The 20,796-nt window shown below is 62.8% G+C and carries 17 protein-coding genes; 5 read left to right on the top strand and 12 right to left on the bottom strand.

All coding sequences use genetic code 11. The features are described from left to right. Positions 1–17: 17 nt before the first annotated feature. Positions 18–632 (top strand): 3'-5' exonuclease, encoded by a 615-nt coding sequence (locus tag M729_RS0110185; RefSeq protein ID WP_027161497.1) that lies wholly within the window; start codon positions 18–20, stop codon positions 630–632. 52 nt (positions 633–684) lie between these two features. Here the strand turns inward: M729_RS0110185 and M729_RS0110180 are convergent, their stop codons facing one another. Genes M729_RS0110180 through M729_RS0110165 form a run of 4 tightly spaced genes read right to left on the bottom strand, consistent with a single transcriptional unit; the run spans position 685 to position 4,771 of the window. After that, the gene (locus M729_RS0110180) at positions 685–1,392 is read right to left on the bottom strand and encodes an ABC-type transport auxiliary lipoprotein family protein (RefSeq protein WP_013531882.1); all 708 of its coding nucleotides are present in this window, start codon (positions 1,390–1,392) and stop codon (positions 685–687) included. Beyond that, complete coding sequence (locus M729_RS0110175; RefSeq protein ID WP_027161495.1) at positions 1,373–2,746, bottom strand: MlaD family protein; 1,374 nt, start codon at positions 2,744–2,746, stop codon at positions 1,373–1,375. The genes M729_RS0110180 and M729_RS0110175 overlap by 20 nt, the downstream gene beginning before the upstream one ends. Before the next feature lie 14 nt (positions 2,747–2,760). Then, positions 2,761–3,582, bottom strand: coding sequence for an ABC transporter ATP-binding protein (locus M729_RS0110170; protein ID WP_013531884.1), 822 nt, complete (start codon positions 3,580–3,582; stop codon positions 2,761–2,763). Position 3,583: 1 nt separating this feature from the next. Next, on the bottom strand, positions 3,584–4,771 hold the full coding sequence (locus M729_RS0110165) for an ABC transporter permease (protein WP_027161493.1): 1,188 nt from the start codon (positions 4,769–4,771) through the stop codon (positions 3,584–3,586). A 76-nt stretch (positions 4,772–4,847) separates the two neighbouring features. Here M729_RS0110165 and dgcA point away from each other — a divergent pair, with 76 nt between their 5' ends. After that, entirely contained in the window at positions 4,848–5,831 is a 984-nt protein-coding gene (gene dgcA / locus M729_RS0110160) for an N-acetyl-D-Glu racemase DgcA (RefSeq protein WP_027161492.1), read from the top strand. Here the strand turns inward: dgcA and M729_RS0110155 are convergent. Both M729_RS0110155 and M729_RS0110150 read right to left on the bottom strand, forming a co-directional pair. Further along, positions 5,802–7,016, bottom strand: coding sequence for an MFS transporter (locus M729_RS0110155; RefSeq protein ID WP_027161491.1), 1,215 nt, complete (start codon positions 7,014–7,016; stop codon positions 5,802–5,804). The two genes, dgcA and M729_RS0110155, sit on opposite strands and share 30 nt — an antisense overlap. Positions 7,017–7,140: 124 nt before the next feature. Next, on the bottom strand, positions 7,141–7,956 hold the full coding sequence (locus tag M729_RS0110150) for a UDP-2,3-diacylglucosamine diphosphatase (RefSeq protein ID WP_027161490.1): 816 nt from the start codon (positions 7,954–7,956) through the stop codon (positions 7,141–7,143). Positions 7,957–8,074: 118 nt separating this feature from the next. On the opposite strand from M729_RS0110150, the gene M729_RS0110145 reads away from it, so the two are divergent. The 3 genes from M729_RS0110145 to M729_RS0110135 all read left to right on the top strand — a co-directional run bounded on the left by M729_RS0110145 (position 8,075) and on the right by M729_RS0110135 (position 12,659). Further along, a complete protein-coding gene (locus tag M729_RS0110145) occupies positions 8,075–8,854 on the top strand; it encodes an SDR family oxidoreductase (RefSeq protein WP_027161489.1) in 780 nt (259 codons plus the stop codon). A gap of 177 nt (positions 8,855–9,031) precedes the next feature. Beyond that, positions 9,032–11,356, top strand: a complete 2,325-nt coding sequence (locus tag M729_RS0110140; RefSeq protein ID WP_024503551.1) for an NADP-dependent malic enzyme — start codon at positions 9,032–9,034, stop codon at positions 11,354–11,356. A gap of 88 nt (positions 11,357–11,444) precedes the next feature. After that, positions 11,445–12,659, top strand: coding sequence for a DUF2865 domain-containing protein (locus tag M729_RS0110135; protein WP_027161488.1), 1,215 nt, complete (start codon positions 11,445–11,447; stop codon positions 12,657–12,659). On the opposite strand, the gene gltX is transcribed toward M729_RS0110135, so the two are convergent. The 6 genes from gltX to M729_RS0110105 all read right to left on the bottom strand — a co-directional run bounded on the left by gltX (position 12,577) and on the right by M729_RS0110105 (position 20,748). Then, on the bottom strand, positions 12,577–13,950 hold the full coding sequence (gene gltX, locus M729_RS0110130; protein ID WP_027161487.1) for a glutamate--tRNA ligase: 1,374 nt from the start codon (positions 13,948–13,950) through the stop codon (positions 12,577–12,579). The two genes, M729_RS0110135 and gltX, sit on opposite strands and share 83 nt — an antisense overlap. A 185-nt stretch (positions 13,951–14,135) precedes the next feature. After that, positions 14,136–15,311 (bottom strand): hypothetical protein, encoded by a 1,176-nt coding sequence (locus M729_RS0110125; RefSeq protein ID WP_024503554.1) that lies wholly within the window; start codon positions 15,309–15,311, stop codon positions 14,136–14,138. Between the two features lie 260 nt (positions 15,312–15,571). Next, positions 15,572–17,377: an ABC transporter ATP-binding protein gene (locus tag M729_RS0110120; RefSeq protein ID WP_027161486.1), complete on the bottom strand. Its 1,806-nt coding sequence runs from the start codon at positions 17,375–17,377 to the stop codon at positions 15,572–15,574. 380 nt (positions 17,378–17,757) lie between these two features. Continuing rightward, complete coding sequence (locus tag M729_RS0110115) at positions 17,758–18,168, bottom strand: GNAT family N-acetyltransferase (RefSeq protein WP_027161485.1); 411 nt, start codon at positions 18,166–18,168, stop codon at positions 17,758–17,760. Between the two features lie 36 nt (positions 18,169–18,204). Further along, positions 18,205–19,881, bottom strand: a complete 1,677-nt coding sequence (locus tag M729_RS0110110; RefSeq protein ID WP_013531895.1) for an NAD+ synthase — start codon at positions 19,879–19,881, stop codon at positions 18,205–18,207. A gap of 150 nt (positions 19,882–20,031) precedes the next feature. Next, positions 20,032–20,748 (bottom strand): DNA-3-methyladenine glycosylase I, encoded by a 717-nt coding sequence (locus M729_RS0110105; RefSeq protein ID WP_027161484.1) that lies wholly within the window; start codon positions 20,746–20,748, stop codon positions 20,032–20,034. Between the last annotated feature and the right edge of the window lie 48 nt (positions 20,749–20,796).

Genomic DNA, 20,796 nt, shown 5'->3' with positions numbered 1-20,796 from the left:
GCTCGCAGGGTGTGATCGTGAAGACGGCAATCATTTTCGACTGCGAGTTTCTTTGCCTGGAGGGCTCGCAACGCAGATTCTGGTGCGCAGCCCACGATCCCGACCCGGTGATCGCACAGATCGGCGCCGTCAGGCTTGGACTTGAAGGCGACTTCCCCCTGCTCGGAACACACAAGGCCTATATCAGACCGGTCGACCGGTTTGGTCAGAGATACGCCCTGGACCCATTCTTCACCAAACTGACCGGCATCACCGAGGAAGATTTGGAGACAAAAGGGGTGGCACTAGGGGATGCCCTCGCCGACATCGATCGTTTTTCCGAAGGGGCGCGATTCTGGTCCTGGGGCAAGGACGAATTGAACATGATCGCCATCAGCTGCTATATCGCGGGCATTCAGCCTCCGATCCCGGCCACCCGGTTTGACAACGCCGTCAAGCTGCTGATCGCAGCCGGAATGCCGATCGAGGATCTGGCGAGAACGCCGAGCAACAAGCTTGCGGATTACTACGGCGTCAAGCACCCGCCATTGCAGGGGCACGATGCGCTCGATGACGCGCTGTCCGTGACCTACACCCTGCAGCACCTGATGAAGACCGGAAAGCTCCGGCCGGAGATCTTCGACCACTTGTAGGTAGAGAAGCCTGGTGGGATGAAGCCTGGTGGGATTCCGGCGCGCGTCGCGCTCAGATCACCGAATCCGTCCAGCGCACGATCTGCCCGGCGGCGTCGCCGAACGCCTTGTCGAGTGCGCTGACATAAGCAGGATTGCCGCTGCCCGAGACGGGTGCGGCTGCGGTGAAGCTCTTGGAAGCACGGACCTCGCCGTTGCGATCGTTCAGGATCCGCACGAACAGATCGACCTCGGCATGTTCGCCGCCGTCGACCCGAACCTCGAATGAGCGGATCTCGACGATCACCTGATAGTCGATCGCCAGGCCCTCGCCCGGCTTGCCGACGCCGGCAAAGCTGCCCGAGCGCTGGAAGGTCTCGGCCAGCCGCGCCTGCACGATCAGCGGCAGCCGGTCGGCCCATTGCGCGCCCTTGAGATACTGGATCGAACGATCCGACGGTTTGATGACGATGTTCTGGCTGTCCAGCGCCTTGAGCGCCGACGGCTGCGCGATCAGGATCTGGCGGCGGCTGTGGCCATGCGCGTCGACCGACGGCGCCGACAGCTCGAACGTATCGAGCGGCGCGGGCTTGCCGCCCAACGCCGCACAGCCGGCCAGCGTCAAAGCAAGCAGTGCCGCAGCCGATGTCAACCCGCCCGTTTTCACCCACACAGACTTCACGCGCGATCCCCGTTGTCCCCGGATCGTAAGATCGACCCGCTTTCGCGGCTCATGTTTCTGGGGCGCGCCGACGCCGAAGTCAACGCCGCGCCCTGCCATCGAATTGCCGAACCTCGCCGTCGCCACCCGACAGGATGCGCTGCGGATTGCGGCTGAGATCGGTTACCGCCTCCTCGATGCGGCTGATCGAACGGCGGCTGTCCTGCACCAGCGCTTCGACGTTCGAAAGCCCCTGGCCCGAGAATCGCGCCAGATTGTCGGTGATGACGCCAAGGCGCGAATTCAGCGTGTCGGCAACCTGCTTGAACGACTTCAGCGTCGCCCTCGCATCCGCCATCACGCCGTCGGCCTGCCCCGACCCGAGCAAGGTATCGACCTTGGCTAGAATGCCATCGACCCGCACCGAGGCATCGTTGAGCCGTTGCGCGAGCTGCTTTGCGTCCTTGATCGTCTGGTCGATGTCGTCGGCCCGGTTGGCGAACTTGTGGGTCACCTCCGCGATGTCGGCGGCGGCCTTGTCGGCGCTCTCGCTGGCCTTTTGGATGTTGGCGAGCGCCGAGCGCACTTGTGCGGGATCGATACCGTCGAGCACGTTGTCGACCTTGGCCAGCGTGCCTTGCGTCCGTTTGGCGAAGTCGTTGACCGACCCCACGGCTGTATCGACGTTCTTGATCACGCCGTCGAGCTGCTTCGACGTCTGCTTGAGGTTACCGGTTGCTGCGTCGACATTGGCGACGATGCTCTTGATCTTGTCCTTGTCGACCGCGTTGAGAAGGCCTTCGGCCGCCTTCAGCGTGCCGTCGAGTTTGCCGGAAACGCCTTTCAGCTCATCGGCCAGCGTGCTGGCGGCGGACAGGAACTTGTCGATGCCGTCCGAATTCTTGGCCAGCGCATCGGAGAAGGTCTGGACGTTCTGGACGGTCTGCGTCAGCGGCCCGCGAACGTCCTTGGTGAAGCCTTCGAGCTCGGTCAGCACCTTGTCGGCGCGGGTGAAAATATTCTGCGCCGTCTGCAAGAGGTTGGTCACCGCCGACGGGTTGGCGACGATCTCGGCGACCTTGCCTTCCTTTTCCGCTTGGTCGAGGAGCTTTACCTCCTTGGGATCGGCGCCCTTGAGCTCGATGTTGGCCTGCCCGGTCAGGCCGGCAAGCCCGATATCGGCTTGCGTCGATTTGGTGATCGGCGTCATGCGGTCGATCTCGGTATCGGCGATGGCAACCGTCGGATTGTCGACATCGATATAGACGCGCTTGACGTCGCCGACCTTGACGCCGTTGAACAGCACGAAACTTCCGCGGCCGAGCCCGGAGGCCGAGCCCGGAATACGTACGCGCAGCAACGTCGTCTCGCCCTTGTCGCCGATCGCCGCCGTCCAGTAGACGAAGGCAAACGCCGCCAGGATCGCGGCCAGCGTGAAGATGCCGACAATGACGTAGTTGGCTCTGGTTTCCATTGTCCCACTTATGGCTATGCGCGCGCCGCAAGATCAAGTTGCCGGGCGCGTTTTCCGCGGAAATAGGACTTTACCCACGGTTCCTCGCTCTTCAGCATGTCGTCGATGGTGCCTTCGACCAGCACTTTCTTCTTGCCGAGCACGGCCACCCGGTCGCAAGCGGTGAACAGCGTGTCGAGGTCATGCGTCACCATGTAGACGGTCAGATCCATCGTATCGCGCAGCTTGACCACCAGCTCGTCGAACTCCGCCGCGCTGATCGGATCGAGACCCGATGTCGGCTCGTCGAGGAAGACGATGTCGGGATCGAGCGCCAGCGCCCGCGCCAGTGCGGCGCGCTTGATCATGCCGCCGGACAGTTCGGATGGGAATTTTTGCGCCGCGTCGGGCGGCAGCCCGACCAGCTCGATCTTGAGCATCGCCAGTTCGTCCATCAGCTTTCGCGGCAGGTCGAGATATTCGCGCATCGGCACCTGGACGTTTTCCAGCACCGTCAGCGCCGAGAACAGGGCGCCGTGCTGGAACAGCACGCCAAGCCGCATGTCGATGCGCAGACGCTCGGCATCATCAGCCTTCTCGATATCGACGCCGAACAGCTTGATGGTGCCCGACTGCTTGCGCGTCAGGCCGAGAATGGTGCGCAGTAGAACGGATTTGCCAGCGCCCGAGGCGCCGACAAATCCAAGGATTTCGCCGCGCCTTATGTCGAGCGACAGTCTGTCGAGGATAAGCTTGTCGGCAAAGGAAACGCTGATGTCGTGCGCGGAAAGCACGATATCGCCCTCGCCCGCGTCATCCGCCAATGCACCCGCCCTTTTCCTGTTTCGCAGCTTCATCTCAGAACTCGATCGCTGCGTAGAACATGGCAAAAAGCCCGTCGAGGATGATGACGACGAAGATCGACTTCACCACAGAGGCGGTGACGTGCTGGCCGAGCGATTCGGCGCTGCCGCCGACCTTCATGCCTTCGACCGAGGCAATCGTGCCGATGATCATGGCCATGAACGGCGCCTTGATCAGGCCCGCAAAGATGGTGCTGAGATCGATGGCGACACGCAGCCGGTCGATGAAGGCGGCGGGTGGAATGTCGGAATAGAGCCAGGCAGCCAGGATGCCGCCGCCGAGTGCGGCGAAATTGGCGATGATGGTCAGGCACGGCAAGGCGATGACCAGCGCCACAAGGCGCGGAAAGACCAGGACGCCGATCGGGTTAAGTCCGATGACCTTCAGCGCGTCGACCTCCTCGCGCATCTTCATCGAGCCGATCTCGGCGGTGATCGCGCTGCCGGAGCGGCCGGCGATCATGATCGCCGTCATCAGCACGCCGAGTTCGCGCAGGATCAGCACGCCGACGAGGTCGACGACGAAGATATCGGCGCCGAAATAGCTGAGCTGATAGGCGCCCTGCTGGGCGACGATGGCGCCGACGATCGCCGACATCAGCACCACCACCGGAATGGCGCCGACGCCCATACGGTCGATCTGGTTGAAAATCGCCGCCGGGTTGACCGCATGGCCACGGCCGAGCTTCATCTGCGCGCCACGGATGGTGGCGCCGAGGATGTTCATCGAGGCCAGAAAATCGTCGCGCATCTCGTAGACCCGGCGGCCAACCGCCTCCAGCGCGCGAATGACGATGTTGGGCGGTCGCACCGGGCCGGATTCGGGTTCGCGCCGCACGGCCTCGCCGACAGCTTCGAGCAGGATCGAAGCGATCTCGCTCTGGCCTTCCATCTGGATCTCGACGCCCTTCTTCTCGAAGGCGCTGACCAGCCGGTCGATCAGCCAGGCGCCGGCAGTGTCCATCTTCTCGATCTTGGAAACATCGAGCGCCAAGGTTTTGAAGCCGCTTCGCTTTTCGATCTTGCGCATGTCGGCGTCGACGAGTGCAACGGTCCGTGTCGTCCAGATTCCGGAGAAAGCGCAGCCAAGAACGCCGTCCTCCTCGCCGATCGCCACGCGCGGTTCGTGGTCAGCCTCCCCTGCGGTCGTGCCGCTTGCGTCGCGCTTGCCGATGGTCAACATGGCGTCCTGTTTAGCCTGACGGGTCTGACCTGTCGATTTGCCGACAACGCTTGTCGCACAGCAGGAGCAGAAAAATATGGCGCGTGTTATTTCGGTCGAGGCCGAGCGTTTTCCCATCGCCGGAACCTTCACCATTTCGCGCGGTTCCAAGACCGAAGCCGAAGTGATCTCCTGCACGATCAGCGACGGCGGCCATTTCGGCCGCGGCGAATGCGTCCCCTACAAGCGCTATGGCGAGACGATTGAGGGCGTGCGCGAGGCGATAGACGCCATGCGCGGCCGGATCGCCGATGGCATCAGCCGCAGCGCCTTGCTCGATGCCATGCCGGCCGGAGCCGCCCGCAACGCCATAGACTGCGCCCTATGGGATCTGGAGGCGAAGCTCAGCGGAACATCGGTGGCGGTTGCGATAGGCGCTGTTCCCTTGCAGGCGCTCGAAACCGCCTACACGCTGTCGCTGGGCGAGCCGGAGGCGATGGCGGCGCAGGCCCGCGCCAATGCCGCGAGGCCGCTGCTCAAGGTCAAGATCGGCGGCGACAACGACATTGCCCGCATCCGCGCGGTCAGGCAGGCAGCGCCAGACAGCCGCATCATCCTCGACGCCAATGAGGGCTGGAGCGACGACAACATCGTTGCGAACCTCGCCTTTGCCGCCGAACAAAGCATCGCGCTGATCGAACAGCCGCTGCCGGCCGGTCATGACGAGATCCTGCGCCATATCGCGCATCCGGTGCCGATCTGCGCCGATGAAAGCGTGCACGAGGCTAAGAATCTCGAAGCGCTTGTCGGTCTCTACGATGCCGTCAACATCAAGCTCGACAAGTCGGGCGGGCTGACTGCGGCACTGGTGCTGCGCGATCGCGCCCGCGAACTCGGTTTCGGCGTGATGGTCGGCTGCATGGTCGGCACCTCATTGGCGATGGCGCCAGCGGTGCTGCTTGCCCAGCATGCCGATTTCGTCGACCTCGACGGTCCGCTGCTGCTTGCCCGCGACCGGGTACCGGGCCTTGTCTACCAGGGATCGCTGGTGTCACCGCCCGATACGGCGCTCTGGGGCTGAGCGCGCAGCAAGGCCGATCAGCGCCAGTCCGATCAACGCAATCGGGATCATGGCAAAGAAGCCGTCGACACCGAGACGGTCGTAGAGCGGGCCGGACGCCAGCGTCACCACCGCCATGAAGAAGCCGTTGGAGAAATAGGCGATGCCTTGCGCGGCACCTGTCCGCTCCTCGGAGATCGTTTCGCCGATCATCTTCTGCAGCCCGATCAGCCCCAGCGCCACCGAGACCGAGTGCAGCGACTGGACAGCGAAGAAGCCGGGAATGCCGAGGCCGAGCGGCCAGACCAGCGGAAAGGCGATCCAGCGCACGATGGAGCCGATTCCGGCCATCACCATGACCGACACGACGGAGAACCGGTCGAAAAAGCGGGTGAACATCATGAACATGCAGACTTCCGACACCACGCCCCAAGCCCATAAGAGACCGACTACCGAATCACCGAGGCCGATCGACTTCCAGTAGATGGAGACGAAACCGTAGAGGAATGCGTGGCTGGCGGTGATGACGCCGACGCCCATGGAGAAATACAGGAAATACGGGTTGAGAAGCTTCGGCGCTGAATGCTGGATGTCGGTGGCCGACAGCGGCGAGGCGCGCCGCGGACGGCCAAGGCGCGGCGCCAGCAGGCCAGCGGCAAGGGCGGCGGCAAACGCCACCAGAATGATAACCGGAACGGCTTGTGAACCGGTTACCGACAGAATGAAGCCGCCGGCGATATTGGCGAACAAATAGGAAATCGAGCCCCATTTACGCATGCTTGTGTAGTTCGAACCGAAGCGGCGGACACCAGAAAGAGCCAGCGAATCGGCGATCGGCGAATGCGGCGTCCAGACGATGGTCAGCGCCAGCGAGACCGCCAGCACCATCGCATAGGTGGGTGTCAGGAAATAACCTGCCGACAAAAGCAGCGACGCAGCCATCAGCGCGACATAGACGTCGGCGCGGTCCCTGGCACGGTCGGCCAGCGCGGTCAGCAGCGGCGTCGTCACCACGCGCAGGAACATCGGCGCCGCCAGAATGACCGCGATCTGCTCGGCATGAAAACCCTTGGCCTGCAACCACAGCGGAAAATACGGCAAGTGCGTTCCGAGCGGCACGAAAAGCGTCGCGAAGATGAGGCTCATGCGCAGTTCGAAATGGCGCGGCTTGACGAGTTGTTCGGGCGAGAGCTGCGGCAGGGACATGAATCGATCCAATCGCGCTGTATTCGACCGGAGGGCAACGCGTATCGATCCCTTAACATGGACGAAAACCGGACGAAACCGGTTGGACTAATTGATTGATTCCGAAGCCCGAAAGGACTTCGGACTAGGCCGCCTGCCCTACCCGGTCCTCGATGAGCAGCGGGATAAAGGGCTCGTCCGGCGCCTCGGGCAGCACCTGCGCCCAGGTCAGGATTTCCATGCGGCCGTCAAAATGCTCGACCACAGCCGTACAACTTTCCACCCAGTCGCCGGTGTTGATGTACTGGACATCGCCAAAATTTTCGATGACGGCATGATGGATGTGGCCGCAGATGACGCCATCGACATGCGAACGGCGCGCCTCGTCGGCAAGCATGGTCTGGAACGAGCCGATGAAGTTCACCGCCTTCTTGACGTTGTGCTTGGCCCAGGACGAAAACGACCAATAAGGCAGGCCGAGCAGTTGGCGCAGCCGCGTCACCACGCGGTTGACCAGCATGGCCGCGTCATAGGCGTGGTCACCGAGATAGGCGAGCCAGCGCGCATTGTGGACCACGGTGTCGAACTGGTCGCCATGGATGACGAGCAGCCGCTTGCCGTCGGCGGTCTCGTGGATGGCGCGATCGGCAACGACGATGCCGCCGAAATGCACGCCCTGGAACTGGCGGGCGAACTCGTCATGGTTGCCGGCGATGTAGGTGATGGTGGCGCCCTTGCGCGCCTTGCGCAGCAGTTTCTGCACGACGTCGTTGTGGCTTTGCGGCCAATGCCAGCTCCGCCGCAGCCGCCAGCCATCAACGATGTCACCCACCAGATAGATGATATCGGCATCGTGATATCGAAGGAAATCGATCAGGAACTCGGCCTTGGCCGCCTTCGAGCCCAGATGGACGTCGGAAATGAACATGCTGCGGAAAGTGCGGGGCTCTTGGCCGGACATCGCGATTTCACCGTTGCTTTCGCGAGCCTATGCCCCGATTCATGCAACAACCGTATGACGGTTGCGATTGGTCCAGCCGAAGGACTAGCTTGCCGGCCAAATCACAGGAGAAATCGTCATGGATCTCGGTATCCGCGGAAAGAAGGCCATCGTCTGCGCTTCGAGCAAGGGACTTGGGCGCGGTTGCGCCATGGCGCTGGCGGAAGCCGGCTGCGACATTGTCGTCAACGGACGCAATGCGGAGCTGGTGGCGAAAACCGCCGCTGAGTTGCGCGAGCGCTATGGCGTCACGGTGACGGAAGTCGTCGGCGACGTCTCGAAGCCGGAGGTGCAGAAGGCGCTGCTCGTGGCTTGCCCCGAGCCGGACATCCTGGTCAACAACAATGGCGGACCGCCGCTTCGCGACTTCCGCACGCTCGATCGCGAAAAGATCCTCGAAGGCGTTACCCAGAACATGGTGACTCCGATCGAGCTCGTGCAGGCCGTGCTGGACGGCATGGCGGCGCGCGGCTTCGGTCGCATCGTCAACATCACCTCGCTGTCGGTCTATGTGCCCATTCCCGGCCTCGACCTGTCGTCCGGCGCGCGTGCCGGCCTGACCTCGTTCCTTGCCGGCGTGGCCAGAACGGTTGTCGACCGCAACGTCACCATCAACAGCCTTCTGCCGGGCAAGCTCGACACCGACCGGCTGCGCGGCCCGCATGAGGCCGGCACAGTCGAAAGCCCTGAGGCCGCAGCCGCGCGCAAGACCCGCATCAGCGCCGATGTTCCGGCCAAGCGGCTCGGCACGCCGGAGGAGTTCGGCCAGATCTGCGCCTTCCTGTGCTCGGTCCATGCCGGCTATCTGACCGGGCAGAACATACCGGTCGATGGTGGTCTTTACGTCAGCGCCTTTTGATCAACTTATCCGTGAAACGGTCGGAGCCGTCCGTCAGAAAATCGTCATAAGTATTTGATTATTCGAGGTCTTCTACGCGCCGCCGGGTATTGCCGCCGGCGCGTCAATTAGCGTCGCGAAAAGCCACGGCTGCATGCTAAAAGGGAATCTCCAGGCAGATTTCGAGGGAGTGGCCGCATGGAAGGCGAGAGCAAAAAGACGGCACGTTCGGACCTCGACGAAGCCGCCCTCTACTTCCACAAGCACCCAAGGCCGGGAAAGCTCGAGATACAGGCGACCAAGCCGCTCGGCAATCAGCGCGACCTCGCGCTCGCCTATTCCCCCGGCGTCGCCGCCCCCTGCCTGGAAATCCGCGACGATCCGGCGACCGCCGCCGACTACACCGCACGCGCCAATCTGGTCGGTGTCGTCACAAACGGATCGGCCGTGCTCGGCCTCGGCAATATCGGCCCGCTGGCCTCCAAACCGGTCATGGAAGGCAAGGCCGTCCTGTTCAAGAAGTTCGCCGGCATCGATGTCTTCGACATAGAGATCGACGCGCCCGCTATCGAGCGCATGGTCGAGACGATCTCGGCGCTCGAGCCGACTTTCGGCGGCATCAATCTCGAGGACATCAAGGCGCCGGAATGCTTCGAGGTCGAGGAACAGCTGAAGGCCCGCATGGGCATACCGGTGTTCCACGACGACCAGCACGGCACAGCCATCATCGTCGCTGCCGCCGTGCTCAACGGGCTGGAGTTCGCCGGCAAGACCATATCGGACATCAAGATCGTCACCTCCGGCGCCGGGGCTGCCGCCCTTGCCTGCCTCAACTTGCTGGTCTCGCTCGGCGCCAAGGTCGAAAACATCTGGGTCACCGACCGTTTCGGCGTCGCCTACAAGGGCCGCACCGATGAGATGGATCGCTGGAAAGACCCCTATGTGAAGGACACCGAGGCGCGCACGCTGGCCGACGTCATTTCGGGCGCCGACGTCTTCCTCGGCCTGTCGGCGGCAGGCGTACTGAAGCCGGAACTGCTCCAGCACATGGCGCCGAAGCCGCTGATCCTGGCGCTGGCCAACCCCAATCCGGAGATCATGCCGGAAATAGCGCGTGCAGCGCGTCCGGATGCGATGATCTGCACCGGCCGGTCCGATTTTCCCAATCAGGTCAATAACGTACTGTGTTTTCCTTACATTTTTCGCGGTGCGCTCGACTGCGGCGCCAGCGCCATCAATGAGGAGATGAAGATGGCGGCGGTGCGGGCAATCGCAGCGCTCGCACGCGAGGAACCTTCGGACGTCGCGGCCCGCGCCTATTCCGGCGAGACGCCGATCTTCGGCCCTGAATTCCTGATCCCTTCGCCCTTCGATCCGCGGCTGATCCTGCGCATAGCGCCCGCGGTCGCCAAGGCAGCCTGCGACACCGGCGTCGCGACGCGGCCGATCACCGACTTTGCCGCCTATATCGACAAGCTGAACCGCTTCGTCTTCCGCTCCGGCCTGGTGATGAAGCCGGTGTTCTCGTCCGCCAAGGCATCGAGCGCCAAGCGCGTCATCTATGCCGACGGCGAGGATGAGCGCGTGCTGCGGGCTGCCCAGGTGGTGCTCGAGGAAGGCATCGCCGAGCCGATCCTGATCGGCCGCCCGCACGTCATCGAAGTGCGCCTGAAGCGCTACGGCCTGCGCATCAAGCCCGGGGTCGATTTCGGCCTCATCAACCCGGAAGACGATCCGCGCTACCGCCACTATGTCGACCTTTTGATCGAACTCGCCGGCCGGCGTGGCGTGACGACGGAGGCCGCGCGCACCATGGTGCGCACCGACAACACGGTGATCGCAGCACTTGCGCTGAAACGCGGCGATGCCGACGCCATGGTCTGCGGCCTCGAAGGTCGGTTCGAGCGGCATCTGCGCAACGTCACCTTGATCATCGGCCCCCGTGCCGGCATCAAGGACCACGACCTGTCGACGCTTTCCATGCTGATCTCGCAGCGCGGCATCATCTTTCTGACCGACACCCACGTCTCCGTCGACCCGACGGCGGAAGAAATCGCCGAGATGACGGTGCTGGCGGCGGAAGAAATCCAGCGCTTCGGCATCGAGCCGAAGGCAGCACTCTTGTCGCATTCCGATTTCGGCTCGCGCGATTCGCCCAGCGCCCTGAAGATGCGGCAAGCAGCGGCGATCCTGGCGCGCATCGCGCCTGACCTTGAATGCGATGGCGAGATGCATGCGGACACTGCTCTGTCGGAGCACCTGCGCCAGCGCGTCTATCCCCATTCGAGACTGAAGGGCGAAGCCAATTTGCTGGTGTTCCCCAACCTCGATTCGGCCAACATCACGCTGACGGCGCTCAGAACCATGACGGATGCGCTGCATGTCGGGCCGATCCTGCTCGGCACCGACATGCCGGCGCATATATTGACGCCGTCTGTCACCTCGCGCGGCGTCGTCAACATGACGGCGCTTGCCGTGGTCGAAGCCGCCCACAAGGCACAAGCGGTCGTCAATCTGGGCTGAACACGGATTTCGCGGTAAACTGCAGTTAACCGCGAACACGGTAGCCTTGCGGGGCTAACAGCCGATTTGGAAGGCGGAGTTTGGGCGGATGGCAAGCGGAGGGTGGAAGCAGGCGCATGCTGCCGTGCTGCTTGGCCTGCTGTTGTCCGCAACCTGGGGAGTAGCCGAGCCACAGGCTGCTTCGCGGGTCTGCCGCCAGTTGGAAGCCGATCTTGCCGCGTCCTCGCGCGGCGGCGGTGGCGGTCCGGCGCTAGTCCGGAAATACGATTCCGCGATTGCCAGGCAGCATGAGCAGATTTCGAAGGCTCGCAGCCAGGCGAGCCAGGCCGGGTGCGGTTTTTCGCTGTTTGGCCGCAACCTCAATCAATGCGCCGGGCTCAACGCCACCATCGACCGCATGAATGCCAATCTCGACGCCTTGCAAAACAAGCGCGAGCGGCTGGCTGGCGGTGGCTCTCGCCGCGATCGCGGACGCATCCTGGCGGCGCTCGACGCCAATGGCTGCCGCGGCGACACCGTTGCGCCTCGGCGTGCGCCTTTGCAGGAAGCGAACCGCGACGGCGGCAGCGCAAACCTGTTCGATCAGCTCTTCGGCGGCAACAGCAAGCAGCTCGATATGCTTGATGAACCCAACCAGCCCGACGATCCCAGCGAGGAGCGCAATGTCCGCCGTGTGCTCAACCAGCCCGGCGTACCGGATTTTCCGAGCGTCGGTGGCGAATTCCACACGTCCTGTGTGCGCACCTGCGACGGCTACTTTTTCCCTATGTCGAACTCGGCCTCGGCAGGCGATTTCGAACGCGACCAGAAGAATTGCGAATCGAGCTGCCCCGGCACCGAGATGCAGGTTTTCTATTCGCGCGGCATGGACGACGATTCGGCGTCGATGACGTCATCTGTCACCGGCCGGCCTTACAGCGAATTGCCGACCGCCTATCTCTACAAGCGGCCCGGCATGTCGCGGCCGCCGGCTTGCGGCTGCAACGCCGCTGCGCAGGGCTTCCAGATCATTGCCGGCAATCCGCCGAATCCGGTGCAATCGCAGCCAGAGACAGACGCGTCATCATTCATTCCAGTCCCGGTTGCAAAACCTGATCCGGGCGCCGATCCCGAAACGCTGGCCAATCTGGAAGGTGGGCTCGACCGCGAGGCGATCAAGCGGCTTTCCGCCAGGCCGGTGACGTCGCCCGTGTCCGCGCTGCCGCCGGAACAGCGCAAGGTCAGGGTCGTCGGGCCAACGTTCCTTCCCGACCCATCAGCGGCAATAGATCTGCAAGCTCCGGCCCCGAAGGCAGTCCGGTAAGGGCTGTCCTGAGCGGCATGAACAACGCCTTGCCCTTGCGGCCGGTCGCTTCCCTGATCTTGCCCGTCCAGTCCTTCCAGATCGTCGCGGTCCAGGGTTCCTCCGGCAGCAGGTCGAATGCCTGTCGAAGAAAGTCGCGGTCGTCATCGGAAAATTCCGGCTTCTCCTGCGGTCCTTCGCGCAGGATGCGCCACCAGTTGACCGCATCGGCCAGCCTGTCGAGATTGCCGCGCACCGCCAGCCAGAACGGTTCGGCCTGCTCGCCGGAGACGCCGAGCACGATGAGACGGTCTTGTGCCTCGGCGAACGGCATGTGGTGCAGCAGCGACCGGTTGAGCACGAACAGCTCGTCCGGATCGAACTTGGCCGCGGATTTCGATGTCGCCGCCGGATCGAAGCGTTCGGCGAGTTCGCCCATCGTCGGCATCGCCGCGACATTCTCCGAAGTGCCCACCAGGACGGCCAATGATGCGACGGCCATCGGCTCGATACCGTCCTCGCGCAGACTTTCGATGGAGAGTGCGCCGGTGCGCTTCGACAAGCCCTCGCCCGATGCAGTGGTCAGGAGATTGTGGTGGCCGAACACTGGCGGCTCGGCAGCCAGCGCCTGGAACAGGGCGATCTGCACGCCGGTGTTGGTGACATGGTCGTCGCCGCGGATGACATGGCTGACGCCCATCTCGATGTCGTCGACCACGGAAGGCAGCGTATAGAGATAGGTGCCGTCCTCGCGCACCAGGACCGGGTCGGAAAGCGAGGCCAGATCGACGGTTTCCTCACCGCGCACCAAGTCGTTCCAGTGGATTTCAGTGCGTTCCGGCTGTTGTGGATCGTCTGAGAAATTGGGCAGGAGAAAACGCCAGTGCGGCCGGCGGCCATCGGTCTGGTATTCGGCGATCTGCTCTTGCGTCAGCGTCAGGGCCTCGCGGCCATAGACCGGCGGCAGGCCGCGCGTGCGGCGCACCTTGCGCCTGAGATCCAGCTCCTCCGGCGTTTCGTAGCAGGCATAGAGAACGCCTGCCGCCTTCAGCCTCTCGACCGCCGCGTCATAGACTTCGAAGCGCCGCGACTGGTACTCGGTGGCGTCGGGAAAAATGCCCAACCAATGCAGGTCGTATAGGATGGCGTCGGAAAACTCCTGCTTCGAGCGCGCAATGTCGGTGTCGTCGAAGCGCTGGATGAAGCGACCCTTGTTGTTCACGGCGAACAGCCAGTTGAACAGAGCCGTGCGCGCATTGCCGATATGGATGCGGCCGGTCGGCGAAGGGGCGAAACGAACGGTAACTGTCATGAGCGGGGCGTACCGGATGCTTTTACGATTGACAAGACGCGCCCCCGCGCTGCCCGGCAGACATAGAACATGGCGGCTGGAATGAAAAGACCGGGCGTTGGACGCCTCAGGAGGCACCCAGTCCGCAGGCGGCCTTTGTAACCGAGCGCTGCCAGCCGCTGGGGCCGACCACCGGTTGAAGGCGATCAGCGGCCGAAATCATCGGAACTGAGGCGGGTCCAGCGGTCGCCCACCAATCCACCGATAAAGATGTCGCCGGAGCGGACCGCTTCCGTGACCTCGGCGATCCGCGAGCGGACCATCGTTCCCCCGGCATAGCGGAAGAAGACATTCTTGTAGCCAAAGAGTTGGGATATGAATCTGGTCTGCGTCTGCCCGGTGATGCCCACGCAGCCCATCTCCCATGCGGCGGCGACAAGCGCATCCAGCGTCGCGCCCCAATGCGATCCGAATGCCTGGATTTGCAACAGGTTCGCCATGTCGCCGGCTTGACCATAGAAGGCATAACAACCGAGCATTTTGCCCGTTTCGTCGTAGATCCCACCGAAATGAAGGGGGCCGTCGGCCCGCTTCTCGGCCGCCAGCGCAAGCAGCCGTGGCAACTCCCCATCCTTCCAACTCGGCCGAAGAGCGTAACCAGACAGGAGGGTCGGCAGTTCCTCGGCAAATTGCACGGCATTGATCGGCTCACGGTGGGTGCGATGCGACGATGAATGCTGGACGGGGGGCTCGAACCTTCTTTTCGCAAGAGCATCGAATGCTCGCGCAAAGGGGTCGAGTACAAGGTGAGGCAGGCCGGGCCATTTACGGTGCAGTGCGGCGGCGGCCATTCCCGCCGGCCGGAAGACATATGTCCATCCCAGACAATGCACCGGCAGGAGTTGATACTTCATCGGGCGCGCGAAGGCCAAGGATGTCCGGTTGGCCGAATCGGTCAGCTGCAGATCGAATTCGCCTTGATGCAATGCCCGCAGCAATTGCGGTCCGGCCGAGCCGTCATCGGTGCCGGGGTCGGCCATGAGCGGCCCGATGATCGCCGCATTCAATGGCGCACCATTGAGCTCGTAGCGGGCTTTCAAAACGCCGAGGAACCCACCCAGGCGGCCCTGCCGGTTGATCTGGACAAGAGCGTTGCTTTCACCGGACTGGCCGGCAGGGTCGAGATAAATCTCCCTCATATACGCGGCCGTTTCGGCGATAGCGCGATCGAGGAGGTGACGGCGCCGCCGGCGAAACTTCGTCAGGAAGAGTGCGGCGACGCGCTCGAGATCTTCGGCAGCAAGCGGCCGAACCGAGCCATGCTGAGATTCCAGCACTGACGGCGCAGCCAACTTTTCCTCGGCATTCGCAGAAAGATGCATCGTGAAGAACGTCCGTGGGTTGCCTCCATCGGATATATATCAACCAATGGTAGAAACAACGTATCTCGGTCAATATGATGAACAGAGGTCCCAAGACTTACTATCCGGACAGGACTTCACAGGCAAATCAAGTCGGCCAGCATCACGGCGCTGATCGACGGGTCGACTGCCTCCTTGCGATCGCATCTCCTGCTCCAGCCCGCTGGGCTGACCGTGCCTGACAGAGGCGGCCTCCGGCCGAAGCTGGAGGCCACCTCAGGTCAGCTGACAAGTCCCTTGGTCAGTTCGAGCGCCTGGCGTTCGAACAGGCGACGGTAGATGCCGCCTTTCAGCCGGATCAGTTCATCATGCGAGCCTTCCTCGACGATGTTGCCGCGATCGAAGACCAGCAGCCTGTCGAGCGCCCGCACTGTCGAAAGCCGGTGCGCGATGACCAGCGTGGTGCGGCCGACCATCAGCCGCTCCATCGCCTGCTGGATCAGCACCTCCGATTCCGAATCGAGGCTCGATGTCGCCTCGTCGAGGATCAGGATGCGCGCATCGGCAAGGAAGGCGCGCGCGATCGCCACGCGCTGACGCTCGCCACCCGACAGTTTCACACCGCGTTCGCCGACCAGTGTACCGTAGCCCTTTGGCAGGTTGGTGATGAAGTCATGCGCACTCGCCAGCTTCGCGGCATGCTCGATCTCCTCCTGCGACGCACTCGGCCTGGCATAGGCGATGTTTTCGGCCAGGGACCGGTGGAACAGGATCGGCTCCTGCTGAACGATGGCGATCTGCCCGCGCAGCGAGGCTTGCGCCACCTGCGAGATGTCCTGACCGTCGACCAGGATTTTCCCCGCATTCACGTCATAGAGCCGCTGGATAAGCTTGACGAAGGTCGTCTTGCCCGACCCCGAATGGCCGACCAGCCCGACGCGCTCACCCGGCGCGATATCGACCGAAAAGTCTCGGTAAAGCGCCAATCGGTGATGGCCATAGTGAAAGGTGACGTTGTCGAAGCTGATCCGTCCTTCGGTGATCCGGATCGGCTTGGCACCTGGCCGGTCCTCGATGCCGAGCGGTTCGGACTGGAAATCGACCAGCTCTTCCATATCGTTGATGGAGCGCTGCAGGTTGCGGATATGCGTGCCGATGTCCCTGAGATAGCCCTGCAGCACGAAGAGCGAGGTCAGCACGAACGCAACGTCGCCGGCGCTCGCCTGCCCCCACGACCACAGCATCAGCGCCAGGCCGATCACCGCAGCGCGCATGACCAGCAGCAGCACCCCTTGCGTGGTGCCGTTGATGGTGCCGCGCACCCAGGTGCGCCGTGTACGCGCACGCCATTTGGCGACGACCTTGGCCAGGCGGCGTTCTTCGCGCTCCTCGGCGCCAAAGCCCTTGACCACGGCGTTGCAGCTGACCGCGTCGGCCAGCGAGCCGCCGAGGCGGGTATCCCAGGTGTTGGCGAGCCTTGCCGCCGGCGCGACATAGCCAAGTGACAGCAGCGCCGTCACCGTGATGAACAGCACCGAACCGGCAGCAACGACCGCACCCATCAACGGCCAGAACCAGCCGAGCAGCAACGTCGACCCGACCAGCATGACGACCGACGGCAGCAGTGCGATGAGGATGGTGTCGTTGAGCAGGTCGAGCGCCCACATGCCGCGCGTCACCTTGCGGACGGTCGAGCCGGCAAAGCTGTTGGCATGCCAGTCGGTGGAAAAGCGCTGAACGCGATGGAAAGCATCGGCGGCGATGTCGGCCATCATCTTCAAGGTCAGCTCGACGATGCCCATGAACGCCAGGTTGCGCAACACGACGCCGGCCAGCGCCAGCGCCATCAACATCGAGAACGCCGTCAGCGCGGCATTCCAGGCAATCGCGTCGGCGCCGGCGCTGCTGGCGACGGCGTCGACCAGCCGGCCGGAATAGAGCGGCGTCAGCACATCGGCCAGCGTCGACAGCAGGAAGCTGGCCATGATGAGCGAGAGCCGCCACGGCTGGCGCCGCCAATGGGTGAGCGTGAAGCCGAGAACGCTGCGAAAGGCGCTCGCGCGCAAATCGATCTTAAAACGAGCCATGATGTCATTCGGGCACAAACGAGCCCGATCCCAGTAGGTCGAAAATTGAAGAAGCCGCGCAAGGGGCCAATGAGTGCCCGGAAAGCGGAGTGGCATATTTGGCGTCTCGCCCATAATCGGGCGGCGACCGGCATCGGCAAAAGCCTGTGCTCGATTCGGCATCGGCACGAAGGGCAAACCTTCGCGGAGCGCCGGATGAGACCTAGGCTTCGCGGCCTCGCATTGCCAAGTGAAATACTGCCATTCGGACCTCCCGCAAGACAATTGCGGAGGGGTTCTTATAGAGACGCTCCGATGCACCGCCAAGACGGGCTGACGCCAAAAGCGTATCTGGTCCAACCACTGCGATTATTTTGCAACAATGGCGGGCAAGCCGCGCCTCATTCAGGAACGCGATCCAAGCGCATGTAGCGGCCATCGGTCGATGGCTTGAACCCGAGCTTTTCATACATGCCATGGGCATCGCTGGTCGACAGGCTCCAATGGAAAACGGTCCTGACCTCCGGATGGTCGATCAGGGCCTGGACGAGCCGGCTTCCTATGCCTTGCCCGCGATTCTCCGGCCAGATGATGAGATCGGCGAGATAGGCGAATACGGTGCGGTCGGTGATCGCCCGGCCGAAGCCGACTTGCCTGCCATCGACATAGGCGCCGACGCAAAGCGAATTGGCAAAGGCGCGGCGATGGACTTCGTCAGTGCGTCCGGCGCCCCAATAGCTTGCCATCAACAGGTCCGATGTCGCACGGAAATCGATCCGTGACATGTCGAAGCTGATCTCACAATCGGGCATGGTTGTCTCCGGCCGCGCCGCGTGCGCTTTCGGTACCTAGCTGCGATCCCTGAAACGATTGGTGATGGGGTAGCGGCGGTCGCGGCCAAAATTCTTTTTCGTGATCTTCACGCCCGGCGCCGCCTGCCGTCGCTTGTATTCTGCGATGTAGAGCAGGTGCTCGATGCGCGTCACCGTCGCCCGGTCATGGCCGCGCGCGACGATGTCGTCGACACCCATCTCATTCTCGACCAGGCATTCGAGGATATCGTCCAGCACCGGATAGGGCGGCAGCGAATCCTGGTCGGTCTGGTTCTCGCGCAATTCCGCCGACGGTGCCTTGTCGATGATGTTCTTCGGGATCACCTCGCCCGAGGGGCCCAGCGCACCCGGCGGCACGTGGCTGTTGCGCCAGCGCGACAGCGCGTAGACCTGCATCTTGTAGAGGTCCTTGATCGGATTGAAGCCGCCATTCATGTCGCCATAGAGCGTGGCATAACCGACCGACATCTCGCTCTTGTTGCCGGTGGTAACGACCATTGAGCCGAACTTGTTGGAGATCGCCATCAGGATGGTGCCGCGTGCGCGGCTCTGCAAATTCTCCTCGGTGATACCTTCCTTGGTGCCTTCGAACATCTGCGTCAGCGCGTGCAGGAAGCCCTCGACCGGCTCGAAGATGGGCACGATGTCATAGCGGCAGCCGAGAGCGCGGGCGCAATCCTCGGCATCTTTGAGCGAATCCTTCGAGGTATAGCGGTAGGGCATCATCACCGCGCGCAGCCGTTCCTCGCCGAGCGCATCGACGGCCAGCGCCGCGCAGATCGCCGAATCGATGCCGCCGGACAGACCAAGCACGACGTTCTTGAAGCCGTTCTTGTTGACGTAGTCGCGCAGGCCCAGCATGCAGGCGCGATAGTCAGCCTCCTCCCGGTCCGGGATTTTCGACATCGGCCCTTCCGAGCAGACCCAGTGATCGCCTTGTCTCTTCCAGGTGGTGACGTCGACCGCTTCCTCGAACTGGCTCATCTGGAAGGCAAGCGTCTTGTCGGCGCCAATGGCAAACGAAGCGCCGTCGAAGATCAGCTCGTCCTGGCCGCCGAGCTGGTTGGCATAGATCATCGGCAGCCCGCATTCGATGACCTGGCGGATGACGACCTGGTGGCGGACATCGATCTTGGCGCGATAATAGGGTGAGCCGTTCGGCACCAGCAGGATTTCCGCCCCGCTTTCGGCCAGCGTCTCGCAGATATCGACATCGCCCCAGATGTCCTCGCAGATCGGAATTCCGATGCGCACGCCGCGGAAATTGACCGGCCCCTGGATCTCGGGTCCGGCCTGGAAGACGCGCTTCTCGTCGAACTCGCCGTAGTTCGGCAGATCGAGCTTGTAGCGTTCGGCGATGATCTTGCCGCCGTCGGCGAAGATGATCGAATTGTGCGTGCCGCTCTTGCGCTTCAACGGCGTGCCGATGATGACGCCGGGACCGCCATCCGCGGTGTCGGCGGCAAAGTCCTGTGCCGCCTTTTCGCAGGCTTTCAAAAAGGCCGGCTTCAGCACCAGATCCTCCGGCGGGTAGCCGGCGAGGAAAAGCTCGGTATAGAGCACGAGATCGGCGCCCTGACGTGCGGCATCCGCCCTCGCCTCGCGGGCTTTGGCGAGATTGCCTGATATGTCGCCGACAGTCGGATTGAGCTGGGCGACGGCGATGCGCAGGATGTCGAGCTTCTTGGTCATGCCTGCTGACTTAGCGCGGCAAAATTGCTCGGGCAATGGCGTTCGTTTGGACCAATTCGGAGCAAATGACGAATGTCATTCGTGTCCGGACCCATCGATTCGATCGTGTTGACCGATCGACGAATGCCGATCGTGGCAAGCGACCACGTATCAGTCGTCGCCCATATATTCGCGCAGCGCTTGCGGCGAATGGTTCTCGCCGATCGACATCGCCAGGATGCGTGAAATATGGCGGCGCGGCAAATGCGTCTCTGCTGCCCATTGATTGATTTGCCTCTGGATCTTGTCCAGGTCCTTCTTCGAAGTCGGGCTTTCGGCGATGTCGAGGCCGGCGTCGCGCAACGCCGCGGCCATATCGCCCGAGATGACGAACGCATCCCAACCCAGCCAGCGCAGGAAATACTGGCCCGTATTGCCGCCCAGCCGGCTGCCATGCTTGCCGAGCCAGGCCATCAGCCCGACCTGGTCATCATCGGGCCATTCCGCAAGGAATTTGCCGAAACCGCCATATTCCTTCGACACACGCGCGACAAAGGCAGCATTGTCGCGAACGGATCTGATCTTCTGCGGGTTGCGTACGATGCGCTGGTCGGCCGTCAGATCGTGCCAGAAATCATCGGGCTGGAACAACAGCCGCTTCGGCTCGAAGCGCAGAAACGCCTCCTCGAAGCCAGGCCATTTCTGCTCGATGACGCGCCAGACGAAACCGGCGGCGAAGACGCGCTCAGCCATAATGGAGAGAATGCGGTCATCGGGGATGTCAGCCACGGCGGCATTGTCAGGCGCCGGACCAAGCAGCGACGTCAGTTCCTCTTCGCCGCCCTTACGTTTTGCGGCGCGAGCGCGAATTTTCTTGAAATCGGCCATTGGTCCCTCGGCAACTGGAATCAATCTAACACTTCCCGTGTGAGCCGG

The organism is Mesorhizobium sp. WSM1293 (assembly GCF_000513875.1).
Lineage (GTDB): Bacteria > Pseudomonadota > Alphaproteobacteria > Rhizobiales > Rhizobiaceae > Mesorhizobium > Mesorhizobium ciceri.
The sequence above is the reverse complement of the archived record's forward strand: the minus strand, read 5'-3'. Positions and strand labels throughout refer to the sequence as shown.

Coding starts and splice junctions, on each gene's coding strand:
- M729_RS0110140 (WP_024503551.1), top strand. CDS start 9,032: ATGGAAGGCGAGAGCAAAAAGACGGCACGTTCGGACCTCGACGAAGCC.
- M729_RS0110155 (WP_027161491.1), bottom strand. CDS start 7,016: ATGTCCCTGCCGCAGCTCTCGCCCGAACAACTCGTCAAGCCGCGCCAT.
- M729_RS0110120 (WP_027161486.1), bottom strand. CDS start 17,377: ATGGCTCGTTTTAAGATCGATTTGCGCGCGAGCGCCTTTCGCAGCGTT.
- M729_RS0110110 (WP_013531895.1), bottom strand. CDS start 19,881: ATGACCAAGAAGCTCGACATCCTGCGCATCGCCGTCGCCCAGCTCAAT.
- M729_RS0110145 (WP_027161489.1), top strand. CDS start 8,075: ATGGATCTCGGTATCCGCGGAAAGAAGGCCATCGTCTGCGCTTCGAGC.
- M729_RS0110125 (WP_024503554.1), bottom strand. CDS start 15,311: ATGCATCTTTCTGCGAATGCCGAGGAAAAGTTGGCTGCGCCGTCAGTG.
- M729_RS0110135 (WP_027161488.1), top strand. CDS start 11,445: ATGGCAAGCGGAGGGTGGAAGCAGGCGCATGCTGCCGTGCTGCTTGGC.
- gltX (WP_027161487.1), bottom strand. CDS start 13,950: ATGACAGTTACCGTTCGTTTCGCCCCTTCGCCGACCGGCCGCATCCAT.
- M729_RS0110165 (WP_027161493.1), bottom strand. CDS start 4,771: ATGTTGACCATCGGCAAGCGCGACGCAAGCGGCACGACCGCAGGGGAG.
- M729_RS0110180 (WP_013531882.1), bottom strand. CDS start 1,392: ATGGCAGGGCGCGGCGTTGACTTCGGCGTCGGCGCGCCCCAGAAACAT.
- dgcA (WP_027161492.1), top strand. CDS start 4,848: ATGGCGCGTGTTATTTCGGTCGAGGCCGAGCGTTTTCCCATCGCCGGA.
- M729_RS0110150 (WP_027161490.1), bottom strand. CDS start 7,956: ATGTCCGGCCAAGAGCCCCGCACTTTCCGCAGCATGTTCATTTCCGAC.
- M729_RS0110175 (WP_027161495.1), bottom strand. CDS start 2,746: ATGGAAACCAGAGCCAACTACGTCATTGTCGGCATCTTCACGCTGGCC.
- M729_RS0110115 (WP_027161485.1), bottom strand. CDS start 18,168: ATGCCCGATTGTGAGATCAGCTTCGACATGTCACGGATCGATTTCCGT.
- M729_RS0110170 (WP_013531884.1), bottom strand. CDS start 3,582: ATGAAGCTGCGAAACAGGAAAAGGGCGGGTGCATTGGCGGATGACGCG.
- M729_RS0110105 (WP_027161484.1), bottom strand. CDS start 20,748: ATGGCCGATTTCAAGAAAATTCGCGCTCGCGCCGCAAAACGTAAGGGC.